Raw genomic sequence first — 19747 nt, 5'->3', positions numbered from 1 at the left:
CATATTTTATTGATAATTCAAGTCATCTAGTCCCACACTCTCGGCGTTATCAGAGAAAGCTGTAAAATCAAAGTCATCAAAAAAGTTTAAGCTGCCTTTATATGAAAGAATGGAAGCTAAAACTCTTGATATTGTATGAGAAATAGGTCTAGGTAAATAATTATCTATAGTTTGGTGAAATAAAGTCTCGTCGAAAATGCTTCCATTTTCTTTATGAGATAGTATCCATAATGCGTATAATGAGTTAAGATTTAAGTCAATGGACTTTGCCGATAAAAATTTTTGAAATATGGAAATCAGTTTTTCACGAAAACTATCGTTATTTTTTACCATCATAAGTATATATGGAGGATCTTTCTTTCTTGGCTTAATTAAATGATGAATTAATCTTGTTCTAGCATAATCCATAATCTTTCTATCCTTAAAAATTCCATTCATTGCTTTATATCCAGCAAATATAATCTTATTACTATAACCAAAATTTATAATTTTAACAACAGTCCAAGTATTAGTATTTATTGTTTCAGGAAATAATAAAATCATTTCAGGAATTTTTTCTATAAGATAAACTAAAAATTCTTCATCATAATCATTATTTAATTTTAATTTATTCAAAAATTTAGTTATTTTTTTTACTTCTTCTATTTTTAATTTTTCAGAAAAATTAATATTCAGTATATCTTTTAACCGAATATCCTCATCTTCTTCTAGGAATTCTTGTTGGGTAGTAACATTAAAATTTTCATTTAAAATATCTTGCATTGAAATTAGATGGTTCTTTCTAAGCAGATCCTCAACCGAACTAGGATTATGTATAATTTCTGTCTTAGTAGAGTTTAAAGTTAAGCCTATTCTATGTAATTCTTCTTGTAAAATATTGACTGCTTTCAGAGCGTCATCTTTTGTAGTGGTAATTATCTTAATATCATCGACATATCGTGCATAATTAAAACCATGGGCAATCATTAATTCATCGATTCTAGTTAATAAAATATTTGCTAAATATCCATCAGTTATATTTCCCACTAATAAGCCTTGATGCTTATTTCTTGATTTTAATGATTCATCAATAATTGAATAGAATTCAAATTTTGGTTTTAATATTTGTTTTAAAAGTTCTTCATATTTCCTTGGTAAAATATTTCCTAGAAGTTCAAAAATTGCATCAACTAAGTAATGATGTGATATACTATCATAGAATGCTGTTATATCTGCCTTTAACAAATAAGACTCTTGGTTATTTTGTTTAAATTCTTTGAGAAGATATTCTGCCCCTTTAATAAATTTTTTGTATTCAGGATAATACTCTTTAAATAATGGCAAAAATTCACTTTTTGTTGTTGAACGTTGAGTTCTATGAGCATAGCTTGTGTTAATAAAACAATTTTCAACTGCTAGTGAAAAAGTATTGATTAAATGATATCTAACAGCATATTCCTTAAAAGGAAGATAGATACATTTTCTAATAAACAAATCATTTTTTGGATAAGCATAAGCAAATGATTCATCTTGTATGTAAGGTTCTGATAATAAATAAATATTTCTAATATATTCAACTAATTGATTGATTTTTATTTTATCTTTGCAGTTGATATTTAGCTCAAAAAAATCACAAAAATAATCATTATTTAGTCTACTATGAATAGCATAGTAAATTGAATTTTTAATTAGGTTTTTGTTAATTAAATTATCTTCTAAGTTAAAATGAAGCATAAAAAATATACCGATTTAATTAAATTGCCATTTTATTTACTCATTCCTTAATAATCAGTAAATTTAGAAATTAGGAATATAGCTAATTATACCACTATTCATTCAATTTAATCTTCTGTTACTGGGGACTATTTTTTCTAATGGCATTTATGGCTAGAAACTAAAAACGAGGGAATAGGCTCAGAAACCGGGTTTCTCATGTTATCTATCGGCGAAAACCGAAAGTTTTATTAAGAAACCCGGTTTCTATTTCCCTAGTTAATGGGTGTTATGATCCAATTATTCTGAATTTAAAATAACAATTTATCAGGTGCTAATCTAAGAATACTAAAATCTATTACTTCTGGACAAAGAGCAATTAAGGATTTGATCAAAGCCAAATAATCTTCAGCATTCATCATAATGCTTTTTCTAATTTACCAATCTTGACTAAAATATCTTGACGTAATTCACATAAACTAAACCATTCAAAAAAATCCATATCATCCCCTAATATTCCAGTTTCAAATTGTTGTATAAACTCATTAGAATCTAGCTTATAGGTTTGCTCAAACTTTTTAATATCCTGATCATATAGCGCTAACTTCTGACGATGACGAGTCAAAATAATGCTGAGAAGTTGCCCAATAATTCGATCTAATTCCGTGCGATCGCTACAGTTTTCACTCAAGAGTTCTAACTTTTCTAATGTATTCATCATTGCCTCTCTTAATGACGGAATAAATAAGCAATTAGAAACCGGGTTTCTTAACAAAACTTTCGGTTGTCGCCGATAGATAACATAAGAAACCCGGTTTCTCTTTTCCATTATCGTTCTTGAACTGTTAACAATTCAACGGGTAAACGTTTAAACGCTAATCGTTCGTTTTCGATATCAACAAAAATAGTATCTCCATTCACAAATTCACTACGAAGAATGGCTTTAGCAATGGGGGTTTCTAATTCTCGTTGAATGGCTCGTTTTAACGGACGTGCGCCATACACCGGATCATAACCCACTTCTGCTAAGAAATCTAAGGCAGAATCCGATAATTTTAACGCCATTTTTCGTTCCGCTAACCGTTTTGATAACCGTTCAATTTGTAGACGAACAATTTGTCGCAATTCGGATTTTTGTAAGGCATGGAAAATGATCATTTCATCAATGCGGTTGAGAAATTCCGGTCGGAAACTTGCCCGCATTGCGTCTAATACCCGACTCCGCATTTCTTCATATTGAGAATCCGAACCTGACACATCTAAAATATACTGTGATCCCACATTACTCGTCATAATAATAATGGTATTTTTGAAATCAACAGTATGACCTTGTGCGTCCGTTACCCGCCCATCATCGAGGATTTGCAACATAATATTAAATACATCGGGATGGGCTTTTTCAATTTCATCAAACAAAATTACAGCGTAGGGACGGCGACGAATGGCTTCCGTTAATTGCCCGCCTTCATCATATCCCACATACCCTGGAGGGGCACCAATTAAACGGGAAACGGCGTGTTTTTCCATGTATTCCGACATATCAATTCGCACCATCGCTTCTTCGGTATCAAAGAGATAGGAAGCTAAGGCTTTTGCTAATTCCGTTTTACCGACTCCTGTGGGGCCTAAAAAGATGAAACTAGCAACGGGACGATTGGGGTCAGATAACCCGGCTCTTGAGCGTTGAATGGCATCTGCAACGGCCGTTACCGCTTCATTTTGACCGATAACTCGGTGGTGTAATTCATCTTCTAAATTCAGGAGTTTTTGCATTTCCGACTCGACTAATTTACTAATCGGAATTCCTGTCCATTTAGAGATAATTTCCGCAATATCGGCTTCGGTAACTTCCTCCCGCAATAGGGTTTTACCACTGGTTTGAGATGCTTCTAATTGCGCTTCTGTGGCTTTAAGTTTTTTCTTGAGTTCTTCGAGTTTACCATATTTTAATTCTGCTGCTCGGTTTAAATCATAGTTCCGTTCTGCTTGCTGAATTTCAATATTAACCCGATCAATTTCTTCTTTGATGGATTGGATATCGGTAATCACATTTTTCTCAGATTGCCATTGAGAACTGAGGTTTCGTTGTTCTTCTTTTAAAGTTCCTAATTCGCTTTCTAACCGTTCTAATCGTTCTAAAGATGCCAGATCGCTTTCTTTTTGCAACGATAATCGTTCCATTTCTAATTGCAAAATTCGCCGATCAATTTCATCGAGTTCTTCTGGTTTAGAAGTAATTTCCATTTTTAATTTAGCGGCAGATTCATCAACTAAATCAATGGCTTTATCGGGTAAAAAGCGATCGCTAATATATCGAGTGGATAATACGGCGGCGGCGACTAAGGCACTATCGGAAATTTTGACCCCATGATGAACCTCATAGCGTTCTTTTAATCCCCGTAAAATCGAGATAGTATCTTCAACGGTGGGTTGATCGACATAAACTTGTTGAAAACGGCGTTCTAAGGCGGGATCTTTTTCAATATATTTGCGATATTCATCGAGGGTTGTTGCTCCAATACAGCGCAATTCTCCCCGTGCTAACATGGGTTTTAAAAGGTTCCCCGCATCCATCGCGCCTTGGGTTGCACCCGCTCCCACAACGGTATGAATTTCATCAATAAACAGAATAATTGCCCCGTTAGAATCAGTAACTTCTTTCAATACAGCTTTTAGACGTTCTTCAAATTCTCCTCGAAATTTTGCCCCGGCAATTAACGCCCCCATATCTAAGGCAATTAACCGTCTTTCTTGCAAAGATTGAGGCACATCTCCGGCAATAATTCGTTGGGCGAGTCCTTCTGCGATCGCGGTTTTACCAACACCCGGTTCCCCAATTAATACGGGATTATTTTTCGTTCTGCGGCTTAAAATTTGCACCGTGCGCCGAATTTCATCATCTCGTCCGATCACGGGATCAAGTTTTCCTTGACGGGCGGCTTCGGTTAAATCTCGACCATATTTTTCCAGGGCTTCATATTTGTTTTCTGGGGTTTGATCAGTCACTTTATTGTTTCCTCTAATTTGAGTAATAATTGATTTGAGTTTAGGTTCATCTAAGTGAAATTCTTGAAATAAAGCCTTGCCAAAACGATCATCTTTAAGATAAGCTAAAAATAGATGTTCTATCGAAATAAACTCATCTTTGTATTCTTGACGATAGGTTTCGGCTCGATCCAACAGCGTATCTAAACTTCGACCTAAATAAACATTAGAAATTGTACCTGTTATTTTAGGCTGACGATTAATAAAGCTATCGGTTCTTTCTCGAAATTGAGCAACGGATATTCCGGCTTTAGTTAAGATATTTTTAGTTAATCCTTCTTGTTCCAGCAACGCTTTCATTAAGTGTTCACTTTCAATTTGTTGCTGTTGGGATTGTTTGACAATATCGGGAGTTCTGGCTAGAGCTTCCCAGGTTTTTTCTGTAAATTTATTGGGGTCAGTTGGTTGCATATTGATTAAGCCTCCACATAGATTAAAATGAATTGAGTGATAATTATCAATATTAGCAATGCTATCAGTTAAGGATTTCCTATAACACTTCCTTACTATACTGAACTCTCTGACGGAAGTTTATCTGATTTTCACGACTTTTTGAGTACGGTTCACCGAAAATCCGGCGTTAATCTCAAAATCTGAAGGTCAAAGGAGAATCGATCTATAATTAAAAAAGTCTAACTCGTTGAGGAAATTTTAACAATGACACAAACTGTTAACCCTAGTTCTCCCATTTCAGCCGAAACTAACCCGACTACATCGGAAGCAAAACCGACGTTATTAATTAACGAAATTTTAACAGAAATTCAATTAACTCCGCAAGAACAATGGCACAATCTATTACAAATTATGAGAACGTTTCGACAAGCCACGAATCCAGATCCTCAACCTGTTCCTTTAACACCGGAAGAACAGCAACGGAAAGAACAAATTAAAAGAAATCAAGCTGTAATTGAACTGTTAAGAGAGTGGGAAGAAGAAGGAGATGAACAAGAACAAACTGAAACGTTCAATTACTTACAGGAGGTTTTAAAATAGCTCTATGAGTCAAACATTGCAGATCTTAGATACAGGAATTGTAGGAATTATAACCAACCCTAAATCATCTGCTCCTGAAGTTAAAAATAGCTTTTTTGCCAATACTTTCAGTTTTTAATCTTTCTACATCCTCATCAGTTAATTCAGCGTTATCAGGTTTTAAAATTCCCCGCAGACGTTCTGTAATTCCATCAAGAACATCAGGACGAGGACGCAATTCTTGAGACAATGAATGAATAATAGACTCTACCAGTAATAACCTTTCATGAACAGGAAATTGATAAGCAGCGTTTTTTAATTCTTGTAAATTCATGGTTGATTTTTCCTCTTATGTTTATTCAATTATATCTAATTTAATTTTTTACTTGTGTATAAATAGCTTCAGCTCTTAATTTTTACATCATCTTCAGAACAAATATCATCACAGAGATGCAGAGGCAATGATTTGACCATCGGGGCTAAAACTTACTCCCCAGGCCTGATCCGTATGTCCTTCTAGGACTCTCAATAGTGTCCCATCAAATCGGAGAACAAGAGAGTACAATTGAACTGTTATTGAGTGCCAATCAGAAATCAAGGAAAATTACTTAAGATTAAGAAAATTTAAATTAGATTAAGAGTGCAATTTCGTCTAAAATTGAGTTCTCATTTAGTCTAAACTACAGCCATGAAAATTGAACAGATCAGACTCTATCAAATCAAGCAAAAGTTGCCAACTTTGTTTAAAACCAGTTATGGTGTAAAGACTGACAAAGATTGTATTTTACTCTCTGTTCATAGTCAGGGCTTAGTGGGGTGGGGGGAATGTGTCGCCTCTCAATATCCCTCATATTCTTATGAAACGGTGAAAACTGCAAGGCATATCTTAGAGGATTTTTTAATTCCCATTGTGATGCAATGTGAGCTTGATACTGTTGATGATTTGCCAGATTTTAGTTCAATTAGAGGGCATTTCATGGCCAAAGCAGCCCTTGAAAATGCGTTGTGGGATTTATTGGCTAAATCACAGAATGTCTCTCTTTCTCAGATCATCGGTGGTGTAAAAACTAAGGTTGAGATCGGATCTAGTATTGGTATTCAAAATGATATACCAACTTTATTAGATCAAGTAGCCACAAGATTGGATGACGGATATAAACGGATCAAAATCAAGATCAAGCCGGGATGGGATATTGAACCTGTACAAGCCATTCGAGAGCATTATCCAAATATTCAATTAATGGTTGATGCTAATAGTGCTTATACCCTAGCAGATACTTCATTATTTCAGGAGTTAGATTTATTTAATTTGCTGATGATCGAACAGCCATTAGCATACGACGATATTATTGATCATGCTAGGTTACAGGAAATTATTAATACGCCAATTTGTTTAGATGAAAGCCTTTATTCTGTTGAACAAGCACGGCGAGCGATCGCTTTACAAGCCGGGCGCATTGTTAATATGAAAGTCGGTCGAGTCGGAGGATTTCGTCACGCGCTGCAAATTCACGATCTGATGCAGGTGGCGGGTTGGCAAATGTGGTGTGGAGGAATGTTTGAAACACCGATTGGCCGGATTGTCAACCTACATTTGGCGACTAAAGCCAATTTTACCTTAGCAAACGATATTAATGTTTATAGTCTAGGCAATTCATGGCTTCAAGATGAGTCTTTTGTGCGAAACAAACAAGATTCAACCGTAGCTGTGCCAACAGGTGCGGGTATAGGAGTTGAGATTAATTACCAAACCCTAGCTCAACATCAAATTTCCCAAGTCAATTTTGAGCAAACCCACTACTTCTCTCATCAAAAAACCGTTATTTCGACAACGAAAAACGAAGATAATGATCCCCAACAACCCGTTTTTTTGCCAAATCCCACACAAAATCTACCTTTTCGCTGGTTTGGTGCAATACATGAGTCTTTTGAGCAACAAGCAGAAAGAGTACCCGAAAAATTAGCCATTGTTGGTGCTGACATCACCTTCACCTATCAACAATTAAACGAATTAAGTAATCGAATTGCCCATTATCTTCTGGAACATCAACTAGAGGGAAAATTAGTGGCTATTTATGCGTCATTGTCACCGTTTTTGGTAGTTGCTTTGCTAGGAATCCTCAAAGCGGGTGCTGCTTTTATGGTTTTAAATAAACTCTATCCTGTGACGAGGCTATTGAGATATTGTCAATTAAGTGACCCAAAAGCGTTGATCTGTTTGGAAGTCGCCGGGGAGTTACCAGAAGCCTTACAGGAAATTGCGCCCGAAGTACAACTTGATTTACCACAACAACCCTACCAACTAGAGGAAATTTTAAGCCAGTATTCGATAACTAATCCCAATCGGATTATAACTCCTGAGCAATTGGCTTATATCGTTTTTACATCTGGCTCTACAGGTATCCCTAATGGCGTTGTGGGTACTCATAGCCCCGTTACCCATTTTATTGAATGGCAAATTCGCACATTTGGCTTGAATGAAAAGGATCGTTTCAGCAATTTAGCGAGTATTGCCCATGATATTTTGTTACGCGATGTTTTCACACCCTTGTCATTAGGAGCAACCTTGTATGTGCCAAACCCCTTGGATGAATCCTCAATCAGTTTAAATTTAGGGGAATGGATGCGAGTCAATAAAATATCTGTTGCCCATCTTACACCCCCCACAGGACAACTACTCACCATTACAAATAAGCTTCTACCTGATTTGCGCTATCTCTTTTTCGGTGGGGATAAATTGCCCAATTCCCTAGTCAGTCAGTTGCAAAAATTGACAGTGAATTTAAGTTGTGCCAATTTTTATGGGACGACAGAAACACCTCAAGCCATGAGCTACTATATCCTATCACCGCAGAAAATGACATCTGCGATCGCACCCATTGGACAAGGTATAGATGATGTCCAAATTTTATTATTAGATGACAATAACCAATTGGTTAAAATCGGTGAAAAAGGGGAAATAGCCGTCCGTACCCCCTATCTTTGTCAAGGTTATTTAGATAATCCCGTTTTAACTCAGCAGCGTTTTATTACTAATCCTTACACGGGGAAATCAAGCGATCGCATTTACAAAACGGGTGATATTGGCCGATATTTGCCCAATGGAGATGTGGAAATTTTAGGCAGACGAGATAATCAAGTCAATGTCCGTGGGTTTCGCATTGAGTTAGATGAGCTTGAGGGGATTTTGTTAAAATACCCATTCGTTAAAGAAGCGGCGGTAAAATTGCTCGAAGAGGGAGAGAAACAGTATTTAGTAGCCTATATTGTTGGTCAAGAGGGGCTAGATTTATCGCTTTTGCAAGTTTATGTTAATGAACGCTTGGTAAACCGAGTAAAATTAAATATATTTGTTCAGTTAGAGGTTTTTCCTTTGACCGTGAACGGAAAAATAGACCGCCACTCCCTACCCAAACCCGACTTTTCTAAGCGGGAATATGTACCGCCACAAACAGAAACTGAATCTTTATTAGTCAGTTTATGGGAAGATGTATTGCGGGAAAAAGTTGGGATTACAGATAATTTCTTTGAATTGGGGGGAGACTCTCTCATGGCGACTTATATTGTCGCTAAACTGGAAAAATTATCTGACACCCATCTATTACCGACAATACTATTTGAGTATCCTACTATTGAGGGTTTAGCGACTTATATTGATGGATTACAAAGCAATATTATTACCTATACCAACAACGATGTAACAACTTCAGTAACTTATGCCCCGGCAACTTATGCCCAAGAAAGGGTGATGAAATGGCTTGAGTCGAGTACAGCTACATTACCTTATCATTTACCCTCTTTTTATCGGTTGCAAGGATCACTCAATGTAGAGGTATTACAACAGAGTTTCGCTTACTTAGTCCAACGTCATGCCGCACTTCGCACCCGACTTTTGTGGAAAGATAATCGGTTGTTTCAATCTATCGAACCACAGATATCAATTGATTTTCAGATTAAGCAATTGTCAGATCAACAAACAATTGGAGATTATATCATTAGGTTTTACCATCAAACCTTTGATCTTGCTCAAGAACCACCAGTAAGAGTCGCTTTACTACAAATAGCTACAAATGAACATCTTGTATTAATCGTTTTTCATCATATTATGGTGGATGGTCGAGCTAAACGTTTACTATTCAATGAATTGAGTATCTTGTATCGTGATCTGGTGTTGGGCAAAGAACCCTCCCTTCCCCCTTTATCATCTCAATATGTTGATTATGCGTACTGGCAACGTCATCTCCCGACTCCTCTATTAGAGCAACATCGCGCTTATTGGTTGCCCCGTTTAGAGAGTGTTACCGATACTCCTATCCTACCCCAAGATTATCCGACTCCAACGGCTCGTACTTTCAAAACTGAGCAGATTCGTCAAATTTTGCCTCTGCTCTTGAGTGATGGCTTGAAGCAGTTGAGCCAAAAAGAGCATACTACCTTGTTTATGAGTTATCTTAGTTGCTTTTATCTGTTGTTATATCGCTATAGTGGTCAGCGACAGTTAACTGTTGTTACACCCAATACGGTGCGACCAGCAGCTAATTTTAATGGGGTAGTTGGAAATTTTACCAATTACTTATTATTGCAAATTGAATTAGGAGAACAACCGACAACCTTTCGAGAATTGTTGCAAAAAGTGCGTCGGATGACATCGGATGTTTATAAGTATCAATATGTACCTTTTGAACAGTTAGCCCGCGAAGCGCATCCCCATCGAGACTTTCTTTCTCACCCTCTTTCTCAGATTCAAATTAATATGATTACATGGGAACAGCCTTTTGAACTTTATGAGCTAAAATCGGAACAACGCGCCCATGAACAATATGTCTACACCCCGCTAGTGGGGGTGAACTTTTTTGATCTGTCTTTTGTAATTCGCACAAAACTATTGCCAGTGGCAGATGAATCTGAACCCAAAATTCACTACATGATCCAGCTTAAATATCAATCGCAATTATTCAAAAAAGAGCGGATTAATCAATTTTTAGCTGATTATCAAGATCTGATTCAACAAGTTGTCGCCGATCCTGACACGACCATTGTTTTTCCTGAGTGAATAGGTCGCCTCTATGTCCCCTAAACTGCTTACAGCAAAGGGGATAAGTTAAGCTGTTACGCATTTAAAATTCACCCCTAACCCCTTATTATTGTGTATTAGAATTCAATAAATGCCAACATTCTGTTGCGATCGCCCAATCTTCCTCCGTATGAATGACTAATATTTTAACCTTTGAATCTGCGGTAGAAATTTCTTCGTCAACGGGGTGAGAGGCATTTTTTTCTAAATCTAATTTTAACCCTAAAAACTCCCATCCTTGACAAGTGGCTTCTCGAACTTGTTCGGCGTGTTCTCCGACTCCGGCGGTAAACACTAACGCATCTAAACCGCCTAAGCTTGCTAACATTTGCCCTATTCCCATTTTTAAGCGATGAATATACATTTCAAAGGCGAGTTTTGCTTTGGGATTTCCGGCTTTCATTTCGGTTAAGATATATCGCATATCTCCCGACTCCTCGACAATTCCTTTTAAGCCGGATTCTTTATTTAAAATTTGATTAATTTGATGCACATCATATTGATATTTTCCTTGTAAATATAAAACAATAGAGGGATCAATCGAACCGCTTCGAGTTCCCATCATTAATCCTTCTAAGGGGGTAAATCCCATCGTGGTATTAATACTAATTCCATCTTGAATGGCGGCTAAGGAACATCCATTTCCTAAATGACAGGTAATTATTTTTAAGAATTCTAAGGGTTTACCTAGAATTTTAGCCGTTTGTTTGGCACAATATTTATGGCTAGTTCCATGAAATCCATAGCGTTTGATTCCTTCTTGTAAATATTGATAAGGAATCGGATAAACTGTTACATAATCGGGCATTTTTCGATGAAAAGCGGTATCAAATACTGCTACTTGGGGGACAGTTCCTAATAACCTTTCAACGGCTTCAATTCCTTCTAAATGGGCAGGATTATGGGTTGGGGCGAGGGGAATTAAAGATTGAATGGCTTCTTTTACTTTTTCATTAATCAATATGGCTTCAGAATAATCTGAGCCGCCATGGACGACACGATGACCGACAATATTAATTTCTGAAAGGTGATTTAATACTTTTGTTTCCCCTGCACTTAGGGTATTAAACATTTGAGCGATCGCGTCTTGTTTAGAGGTTAAATCGATTTGATATTCTTGCTTAACCTTTAAAGTTTTCACTTTCATTAACCCAAATTCTTGAGAAGCTGTCCAATCAATGGTTGCTTCCCAAATCGGGTGTAAGGGATAGTCGGGTAATGTAGATTTTGTAATTTCATACAAACAGCTTTTTTGAGAACTTGAACCCGCATTTAATACTAAAATTTTCATAAGGTAAATTCGGTAAAAATTAAGATAAATAATAATATCATCAATTTAACCCAAACCCGAAAACATAAACTAAATTTTATGGGCAATCCAATTAATCCGTTAAATCCGGGTTCTAGGTTCCAATAGAAGACCGTAAGGTTTCATCTAAATGACACCGATCTGCTAAAACGTGTAATAACGGCCCATGAGACGATAATTCTACTATACTAACGGCCCCTGTGGGCATGGCAATGCGATCGCGAAATCTGCCAATATCAATTCCTAATAATTCACAGATCATAATTCTAATTGTGGCTTTATGAGATACAATTAAAATATTACCGGATTGATAACGTTCTCCTATTTCTTGAAGCACCGGAGCACAACGACGAGCAATATCAACCCCTTTTTCGCCGCCTGTAGGTGCATTCCAACCGGGATCAGTTAACCAGCGAACATACTCATCATGGTAACTTTCATTAACGGTTTGCGGTGATTTTCCTTCCCATTCTCCATAGGCAATTTCTTTTAAACCGTCTCGAAATTGCATTTCTAAACCCACCGCTTCGCACAAGGGTTTTGCAGTTGCAATGGTTCGTTTCATGGGACTTACAAATGCAGCAACCCAAGGTAAATTTTGGTAAGATTTAGCAAATTGAGCCGCCATCTTTAAGCCATTTTCGGTTAAATCTGGATCTAAATTTCCACAATAACCGCCTTGTTGACTATAGGTGGTTTCTCCATGTCTCAAAAAATACAGTTTAACGCTCATCATTTTTAGCCAGTGAGGAGATACAGTGAGGAATCAGGTTGACATCCCCCTAAGAGCCTATTCCTGAATATAGACATGGGGTAGAACTTGGGTTCAAATTCTCCCTATCCTATCAGGTTGTCGTTAGCTTAACATATCGGCTGTGATTTCCCAGATTAATCAAAAATCTTTAACTGTTTTAAGTAGAATTTTAATCTTTTGTTAAAGTTTCCTCGTTATAAACGTTAACCCAGTCAAATCTTAAAAAAATAATAAGAATAAAAATATTATGTCTCTGCAATCAAGATTCAGTGCTATGATTTAACCAAATTTTCAACAATAGGGTGTATACAAAACTGCAAACCGCCGTTTTCAAGATATCCTATACTCTCAAAAGTTGAAAAACGAAAACCCTTTATAACGGTCAGGATTTATGGTAGCTGCACCAGATAAACCCATTGAGTTGAATAACCCTTTGAATGAGGAGGAACTGCTTAAGATTAACGCTTACTGGCGAGCTTGTAATTACCTAGCCGTTGGTATGATTTATTTGCGAGAAAATCCTTTATTAAAGGAACCGCTCAAACCCTCAGACGTTAAACATCGGTTATTAGGACATTGGGGCTCCAGTCCAGGGTTGAGTTTTATTTACATTCACCTCAACCGCTTGATTAAAAAATACGACCTGGATATGATTTATCTCGCTGGCCCAGGTCATGGTGCACCCGGAGTATTAGCTCCAGTTTACTTAGAAGGAACCTACTCGGAAATTTACCCCAATATTAGCGAAGATGGGGACGGGATGCAGAAATTCTTCAAACAGTTCTCCTTCCCTGGGGGTATTGGAAGCCATTGTACCCCAGAAACCCCTGGTTCTATTCATGAAGGAGGGGAGTTAGGCTATAGTTTATCTCACGCCTATGGATCTGTGTTTGATAACCCCGATTTAATCTCCGTTTGTGTGGTAGGAGACGGAGAAGCGGAAACCGGAGCTTTAGCCACTGCTTGGCATTCTAACAAATTTATTAACCCGATTCGAGATGGGGCGGTGTTGCCTGTTCTGCATTTGAATGGGTATAAAATTGCCAACCCGACTATTTTATCGCGGATTAGCCATGAGGAATTAGAAGCACTGTTTAAAGGTTATGGCTATAAACCTTATTTTGTGGAAGGGTCAGACCCAACCTTAATGCACCAGAAAATGGCGGCGACCTTAGAAGAAGCCATTACTGAAATTAAAGCTATTCAAGGGGAAGCCCGGTCAACGGGTACGGCTAAACGTCCGATGTGGCCGATGATTGTGTTACGCAGTCCCAAAGGGTGGACGGGCCCAGCCGATGTGGATGGTCATAAAGTTGAAGGGTTTTGGCGAGCACACCAAGTCCCCATGGCGGATGTAACGACAAACCCGCCCCATCTTCAGTTATTAGAAGATTGGATGCGGAGTTATAAACCGGAAGAATTATTTGATGAAAATGGCCGTTTAATTCCTGAACTGAAGGCGTTAGCCCCCCAAGGAACTAAACGCATGAGTGCGAGTCCCCATGCCAACGGTGGCACACTGCGGAAGGACTTAAAGTTACCCGATTTTCGGCAATATGGGGTTTCTGTGGAACATCCAGGGAAGTCGGAAGTTGAAAATACAAAGCTTTTGGGTAATTTTCTGCGGGATGTGATGCGGAATAATCTCCACAATTTCCGAATGTTTGGCCCCGATGAAACGGCTTCTAATCGTTTAAATCCGGTTTATGAGGTTAGTAAAAAAACTTGGTTAGCTGAATTTTACCCAGAAGATTTAGACGGAAGCGAGTTAGCCACCGATGGTCGGGTGATGGAAATGTTAAGTGAGCATACCTTAGAAGGCTGGTTAGAAGGGTATTTGCTAACAGGACGTCATGGATTTTTCCACACCTATGAAGCCTTTGCTCATGTGATTGATTCCATGTTCAACCAACACGCAAAATGGTTGGATATTTGTAAAAATGAAGTGTCTTGGCGAGCGCCGATTTCTTCGTTAAATATTCTATTGTCTTCAACGGTTTGGCGACAAGATCATAACGGGTTTAGTCATCAAGACCCCGGATTTTTAGATGTGGTAACAAATAAAAGCGCCAGTGTGACTCGGATTTATTTACCACCAGATGCTAACTGTTTATTATCCGTTGCTGACCATTGTTTAAAGAGTACGGATTATATCAATGTGATTGTTGCAGATAAACAAAAACACCTGCAATTTTTAACAATGGATGAGGCGATTAAACATTGTACCAAAGGGATTGGGATTTGGGAATGGGCGAGTAATGATGATTGTGGAAAAGACCCGGATATTCCTGATGTGATTATGGCGAGTTGTGGCGATGTGGCGACAATGGAATCTCTCGCAGCTACGGCAATTTTACGGGAAGAAATTCCTGATTTGAAAGTTCGGTTTGTCAACGTGGTGGATTTATTTAAGTTACAACCGGATACGGAACATCCACACGGGTTATCAGACCGCGATTTTGATAGTTTGTTTACGACGGATAAACCGATTATCTTTAATTTTCATGGTTATCCTTGGTTAATTCACAAGTTAGCTTATCGGCGGAAAAATCACCCGAACTTGCACGTCCGAGGGTATAAAGAAAAGGGGAATATTAATACTCCCTTAGAGTTAGCCATTAATAACCAAGTTGACCGTTTTAATTTGGTGATGGATGTCATTGACCGAGTACCTAAATTAGGTTCGGCGGCGGCTTACGTTCGGGAACGCATGAGAAATGCTATCATCGAAAATGTCAATTATGCCTATGAACAGGGCATTGACAAAGATGAAATTGTGAATTGGAAATGGCCGTTTTAAATTCCTAGAAACCGGGTTTCTCTAGTAGATTTATTGCGAGAAATCAACATAACTTCAGAAACCCGGTTTCTGTGAGTCAGCACTAAGTTGTTAGAAACCGGGTTTCTCTAGTAAATTTCTTGTGAGAAATCAACATAACTTCAGAAACCCGGTTTCTGTTAGCCTTCACTCAGTTGCTAGAAACCGGGTTTCTTTGGTAGATTTGTTGCGAGAAATCAAGATCACTTCAGAAACCCGGTTTCTGTGAGTCAGCGCTAAGTTGTTAGAAACCGGGTTTCTCTGTTAGATTTGTTGTGAGAAATCAAGATCACTTCAGAAACCCGGTTTCTGTGAGTCAGCGCTAAGTTGTTAGAAACCGGGTTTCTCTACTAAATTTGTTTTCAGAAATCAAGATAACTTCAGAAACCCGGTTTCTTTTTTGAATTTAAAATAACAATATTTATCAAAATTATAGAAAATAACTACACAGTCAGTCTTTAAAAATCTATATCTTAGGTATAAGCACAAAAAATATATGGCTGGCTACAATGAGGTTGATTCAGTTGGTTTCAACCACCTATACAGCTAGATTTTAGCTGTGTATTGATTTGAAAATACAGAGTATTTGCCTAGACCTAGAACTTATATAAAAGGTTTAGGTGATAGGGATATTTGCATCTACATAATAAACTTCAACCTCATTTTAAATTAAAATTAGGACTATCTGGGTATGTCATTACAACAGCAAGAAAAAGCCATCGTTTTTATTGATGCTCGTGTTAAAGATTATCACATCTTATTAGAAGAAGTCAATCCAAACGCAGAAGTTATTATTTTTTCTCCTAACAAAAATGGAATTCAAGAAATAACTTCTGTTCTCAGTCATCGCAAAAATATTCAATCTCTCCATATTATTTCTCACGGAAGTCCCGCAGAATTAAAATTAGGAAATACCGAATTAAATACCCATACTCTGAATCAATATGCACCTCAAATCAAACAATGGCAAACTGCTTTTACCCAACATACCGACTTATTATTATATGGCTGTAATATTGCTCAGGGGAATTTAGGAAAGTCTTTTATTCATCACTTAGCCAAACTGACTCAAACCCAGGTTGCAGCCTCCAAAAATTTAATTGGAAATGCTGAATTAGGAGGAAATTGGACGTTAGAAGAAACCACTGGAACCATTCAAACGCCATTGTGTTTGAGTGCAAAAGCAATCGCAAATTACAAGGGAATTTTATCTGAACCTGCAATTAATTTTAGGGGAACCTTTGTGCAAAATGGGGCAACCACTTATGAAGCCCCTGGTGCTAACAACTCCAATACAATCTACACAATGAACTATGCAGGAAATAACAACACATTCAATTCTTTTGATATTGTTCTTCCTGATGCTGGAACGGTTCCCTTTGAAATTATCAAGAATTTATATTTTCTGAAAATTCAACGAAAAGATAACCCTGAAGTTCAAGGAATTAGGGATATTCTGTGGTTTGATGGCACTGCCAATGACACAACAATTAATATAAATTCAGGCTATAATAGCAGCATGGAAGTTGCTCTGAGAACTCCTATTTTAAACTTAGGAACTGATAATGTTTTTACGAATACGGGAGATGGCAATAACAACAATAATAATATTGAACGAATAGATTTTATAGAACCCGGAGGCTTAATTTCACCTACGACCAATGAAAGTATTGGTTTTGTATTAGTTGAACGAGGAAGACCGGGTTTCAATGATCCCGTTATTATCACTCCAATTTTAGGCATTGATGAACAGAATAAACCCACAGAATTCGGGGGGTTAATTAACATTAGTGATGGGGAGTGGGGAAATTCTGGGCTTCCCGATGTCATTCCCCAAATTACCCGCCAAGATGCAAATCAAGATCAAATGCGTTGGGCTTACACCAGTACATCACAAAGTGTTGGTGGCATTTATGTCAGCTTTGCAGATTTAGGGATTAATCCTGGGGAAACCTTCTATGGTTATGCTATCTTTCCAGCAGATGTAAATGCCAACATGGATTTAATCGGATTATCAGATGTCCCCTTAAATACCACTGAAGAATTAGGGGGTTTAGATGTTATTACCGGGGGATTATTAGCCAGTGCAGTTAATATTGCTCCCACCAGTAGTAACAACAATGTCACCACTTTAGAAGATACTCCTTATAATTTTGTTGCCGCCAATTTCCCCTTTAATGACCTCAATACTGAGGATACTTTACAACAGGTGAAAATCACCAGTCTCCCCACACAAGGAACGCTTAACTTGAGTGGTCAAGCTGTTACTATTAATCAAATTATTCCGATTGCAGAAATTGGTCAATTAAATTTTAGTTCACCGCTTAATGCAAATGGTGACAATTACGCAAATTTTGGCTTTCAAGTCGGAGACGAAACGGATTTTAGTGGTAACAATACCCTCACCGTTAATGTTACGCCTGTTAATGACGTACCTGAACTTAATGACCTCAACAATAACCCCAGTTATATCTTAGGAGAAAACCCGGTTATTCTCGATAACAATGCCATTATCAATGATGTAGAATTAGATGCTATTAACAATTATGCTGGATCTACTCTAACTTTAAGCCGCGATGGTGCAGCTAATCCGAATGATATTTTTAGCGGAAGTGGCACATTAGGAACCCTTACTCCTGGGGGAAATCTAACAGTTAATGGCGCTATCATTGGTACTGTCACCAACAATAGTGGGGGTCAACTTCTCCTCACCTTCACGAATGCGACAGCAACTCAAGTAGATACGGTTTTACAACAAATTGCCTATTCTAATAGTGGTGATACTTCGGAAACAGTTACGATTAACTATAGCTTCAATGATGGCAATACAGGAAGCCAAGGTACAGGAGGCGCTTTAACTGCTACAGGTAGCCTTACGGTTAATATTAATACGCCACCCAACCAACCCCCTATCCTTGTTGATGATACTGCTACAACTCAACAAGATACTCCTGTCACCTTAAACCCTTTAAATAACGATACTGACCCAGAAGGTGATAATTTAATTATTGAATCCGTTAATAATCCTAATAACGGTACAGTTAACTTAAATCCTGATACTGGAGAAGTTGTATTTACTCCTACACCCGGTTATATTGGGCCTGCAAGTTTTGACTATACTGTCAATGATGGTAATGGTGGAATTAGTACCGCAACTGTTAATATTAATGTTGATGAACCCCCTAACCAACCCCCTATCCTTGTTGATGATACTGCTACAACTCAACAAGATATTCCTGTCACCTTAACCCCTCTAAATAACGATACTGACCCAGAAGGTGATAATTTAATTATTGAATCCGTTAATAATCCTAATAACGGTACAGTTGAACTAAATCCTGATACTGGAGAAGTTGTATTTACTCCCACACCCGGTTATATTGGCCCTGCAAGTTTTGACTATACTGTCAATGATGGAAACGGGGGGACGAGTACCGCAACTGTTAATATTAATGTTGATGAACCCCCTAACCAACCCCCTATTCTTGTTGATGATACTGCTACAACTCAACAAGATCTTCCTGTCACCTTAACCCCTTTAAATAACGATACTGACCCAGAAGGTGATAATTTAATTATTGAATCCGTTAATAATTCTAATAACGGTACAGTTGAACTAAATCCTAATACCGGAGAAGTTGTATTTACTCCCACACCCGGTTATACTGGTTCTGCAAGTTTTGAATATACTGTCAATGATGGAAACGGGGGAATTAGTACCGCAACTGTTAATATTAATGTTGATGAACTTCCTAACCAACCGCCTATTCTTGTTGATGATACTGCTACAACTCAACAAGATACTCCTGTCACCTTAAACCCTCTAAATAACGATACCGACCCAGAAGGTGATAATTTAATTATTGAATCCGTTAATAATCCTAATAACGGTACAGTTAACTTAAATCCTGATACTGGAGAAGTTGTATTTACTCCCACACCCGGTTATACTGGTTCTGCAAGTTTTGAATATACTGTCAATGATGGAAACGGGGGAATTAGTACCGCAACTGTTAATATTAATGTTGATGAACCCCCTAACCAACCCCCTATTCTTGTTGATGATACTGCTACAACTCAACA

General features: G+C 37.6%; 11 protein-coding genes. 4 read left to right on the top strand and 7 right to left on the bottom strand.

Going from position 1 to position 19747, the window contains the following annotated elements; all coding sequences use genetic code 11:
* Positions 1-6: 6 nt before the first annotated feature.
* From H6G57_RS17700 to clpB, 3 genes are all read right to left on the bottom strand, one after another.
* Positions 7-1713 (bottom strand): RNA-directed DNA polymerase, encoded by a 1707-nt coding sequence (locus tag H6G57_RS17700; protein ID WP_190520875.1) that lies wholly within the window; start codon positions 1711-1713, stop codon positions 7-9.
* 397 nt (positions 1714-2110) lie between these two features.
* Positions 2111-2521: a hypothetical protein gene (locus H6G57_RS17695; protein ID WP_242049009.1), complete on the bottom strand. Its 411-nt coding sequence runs from the start codon at positions 2519-2521 to the stop codon at positions 2111-2113.
* A complete protein-coding gene (clpB, locus tag H6G57_RS17690) occupies positions 2521-5148 on the bottom strand; it encodes an ATP-dependent chaperone ClpB (RefSeq protein WP_190520873.1) in 2628 nt (875 codons plus the stop codon). The genes H6G57_RS17695 and clpB overlap by 1 nt, the downstream gene beginning before the upstream one ends.
* Positions 5149-5394: 246 nt before the next feature.
* On the opposite strand from clpB, the gene H6G57_RS17685 reads away from it, so the two are divergent.
* Complete coding sequence (locus H6G57_RS17685; RefSeq protein ID WP_190520871.1) at positions 5395-5730, top strand: hypothetical protein; 336 nt, start codon at positions 5395-5397, stop codon at positions 5728-5730.
* A gap of 64 nt (positions 5731-5794) precedes the next feature.
* Here the strand turns inward: H6G57_RS17685 and H6G57_RS17680 are convergent, their stop codons facing one another.
* Positions 5795-6043 (bottom strand): hypothetical protein, encoded by a 249-nt coding sequence (locus tag H6G57_RS17680; RefSeq protein ID WP_190520869.1) that lies wholly within the window; start codon positions 6041-6043, stop codon positions 5795-5797.
* A 108-nt stretch (positions 6044-6151) separates the two neighbouring features.
* A complete protein-coding gene (locus H6G57_RS29780; RefSeq protein WP_375539537.1) occupies positions 6152-6238 on the bottom strand; it encodes a hypothetical protein in 87 nt (28 codons plus the stop codon).
* A gap of 159 nt (positions 6239-6397) precedes the next feature.
* Between H6G57_RS29780 and menC the strand changes: the two genes are divergently transcribed.
* A complete protein-coding gene (gene menC / locus H6G57_RS17675; protein ID WP_190520867.1) occupies positions 6398-10762 on the top strand; it encodes an o-succinylbenzoate synthase in 4365 nt (1454 codons plus the stop codon).
* An 88-nt stretch (positions 10763-10850) separates the two neighbouring features.
* On the opposite strand, the gene H6G57_RS17670 is transcribed toward menC, so the two are convergent.
* Together H6G57_RS17670 and H6G57_RS17665 are read right to left on the bottom strand one after the other, a co-directional pair.
* Positions 10851-12074 carry an acetate kinase gene (locus H6G57_RS17670; RefSeq protein WP_190520865.1) on the bottom strand — a complete coding sequence of 408 codons (1224 nt, stop codon included), beginning with the start codon at positions 12072-12074 and terminating at the stop codon, positions 10851-10853.
* A 112-nt stretch (positions 12075-12186) separates the two neighbouring features.
* Positions 12187-12825 carry a histidine phosphatase family protein gene (locus H6G57_RS17665; protein ID WP_190520863.1) on the bottom strand — a complete coding sequence of 213 codons (639 nt, stop codon included), beginning with the start codon at positions 12823-12825 and terminating at the stop codon, positions 12187-12189.
* Positions 12826-13237: 412 nt separating this feature from the next.
* On the opposite strand from H6G57_RS17665, the gene H6G57_RS17660 reads away from it, so the two are divergent.
* Together H6G57_RS17660 and H6G57_RS17655 are read left to right on the top strand one after the other, a co-directional pair.
* Entirely contained in the window at positions 13238-15646 is a 2409-nt protein-coding gene (locus tag H6G57_RS17660; protein WP_190520861.1) for a phosphoketolase, read from the top strand.
* A 709-nt stretch (positions 15647-16355) separates the two neighbouring features.
* The coding region (locus H6G57_RS17655) for an Ig-like domain-containing protein (RefSeq protein ID WP_190520858.1) at positions 16356-19747 on the top strand (3392 nt) is incomplete at its 3' end.

This window comes from Planktothrix sp. FACHB-1365 (assembly GCF_014697575.1).
Classification (GTDB): Bacteria; Cyanobacteriota; Cyanobacteriia; order Cyanobacteriales; family Microcoleaceae; genus Planktothrix.
Note: the sequence above shows the minus strand (reverse complement) of the source record. Positions and strands in the feature narration are given on the sequence as shown.

Bases quoted from the DNA above. Each gene is read 5' to 3' on its own strand.
- H6G57_RS17695 (WP_242049009.1), bottom strand. From the start codon at position 2,521: ATGGAAAAGAGAAACCGGGTTTCTTATGTTATCTATCGGCGACAACCG.
- clpB (WP_190520873.1), bottom strand. From the start codon at position 5,148: ATGCAACCAACTGACCCCAATAAATTTACAGAAAAAACCTGGGAAGCT.
- H6G57_RS17685 (WP_190520871.1), top strand. From the start codon at position 5,395: ATGACACAAACTGTTAACCCTAGTTCTCCCATTTCAGCCGAAACTAAC.
- H6G57_RS17680 (WP_190520869.1), bottom strand. From the start codon at position 6,043: ATGAATTTACAAGAATTAAAAAACGCTGCTTATCAATTTCCTGTTCAT.
- H6G57_RS17665 (WP_190520863.1), bottom strand. From the start codon at position 12,825: ATGAGCGTTAAACTGTATTTTTTGAGACATGGAGAAACCACCTATAGT.
- menC (WP_190520867.1), top strand. From the start codon at position 6,398: ATGAAAATTGAACAGATCAGACTCTATCAAATCAAGCAAAAGTTGCCA.
- H6G57_RS17660 (WP_190520861.1), top strand. From the start codon at position 13,238: ATGGTAGCTGCACCAGATAAACCCATTGAGTTGAATAACCCTTTGAAT.
- H6G57_RS17670 (WP_190520865.1), bottom strand. From the start codon at position 12,074: ATGAAAATTTTAGTATTAAATGCGGGTTCAAGTTCTCAAAAAAGCTGT.
- H6G57_RS17700 (WP_190520875.1), bottom strand. From the start codon at position 1,713: ATGCTTCATTTTAACTTAGAAGATAATTTAATTAACAAAAACCTAATT.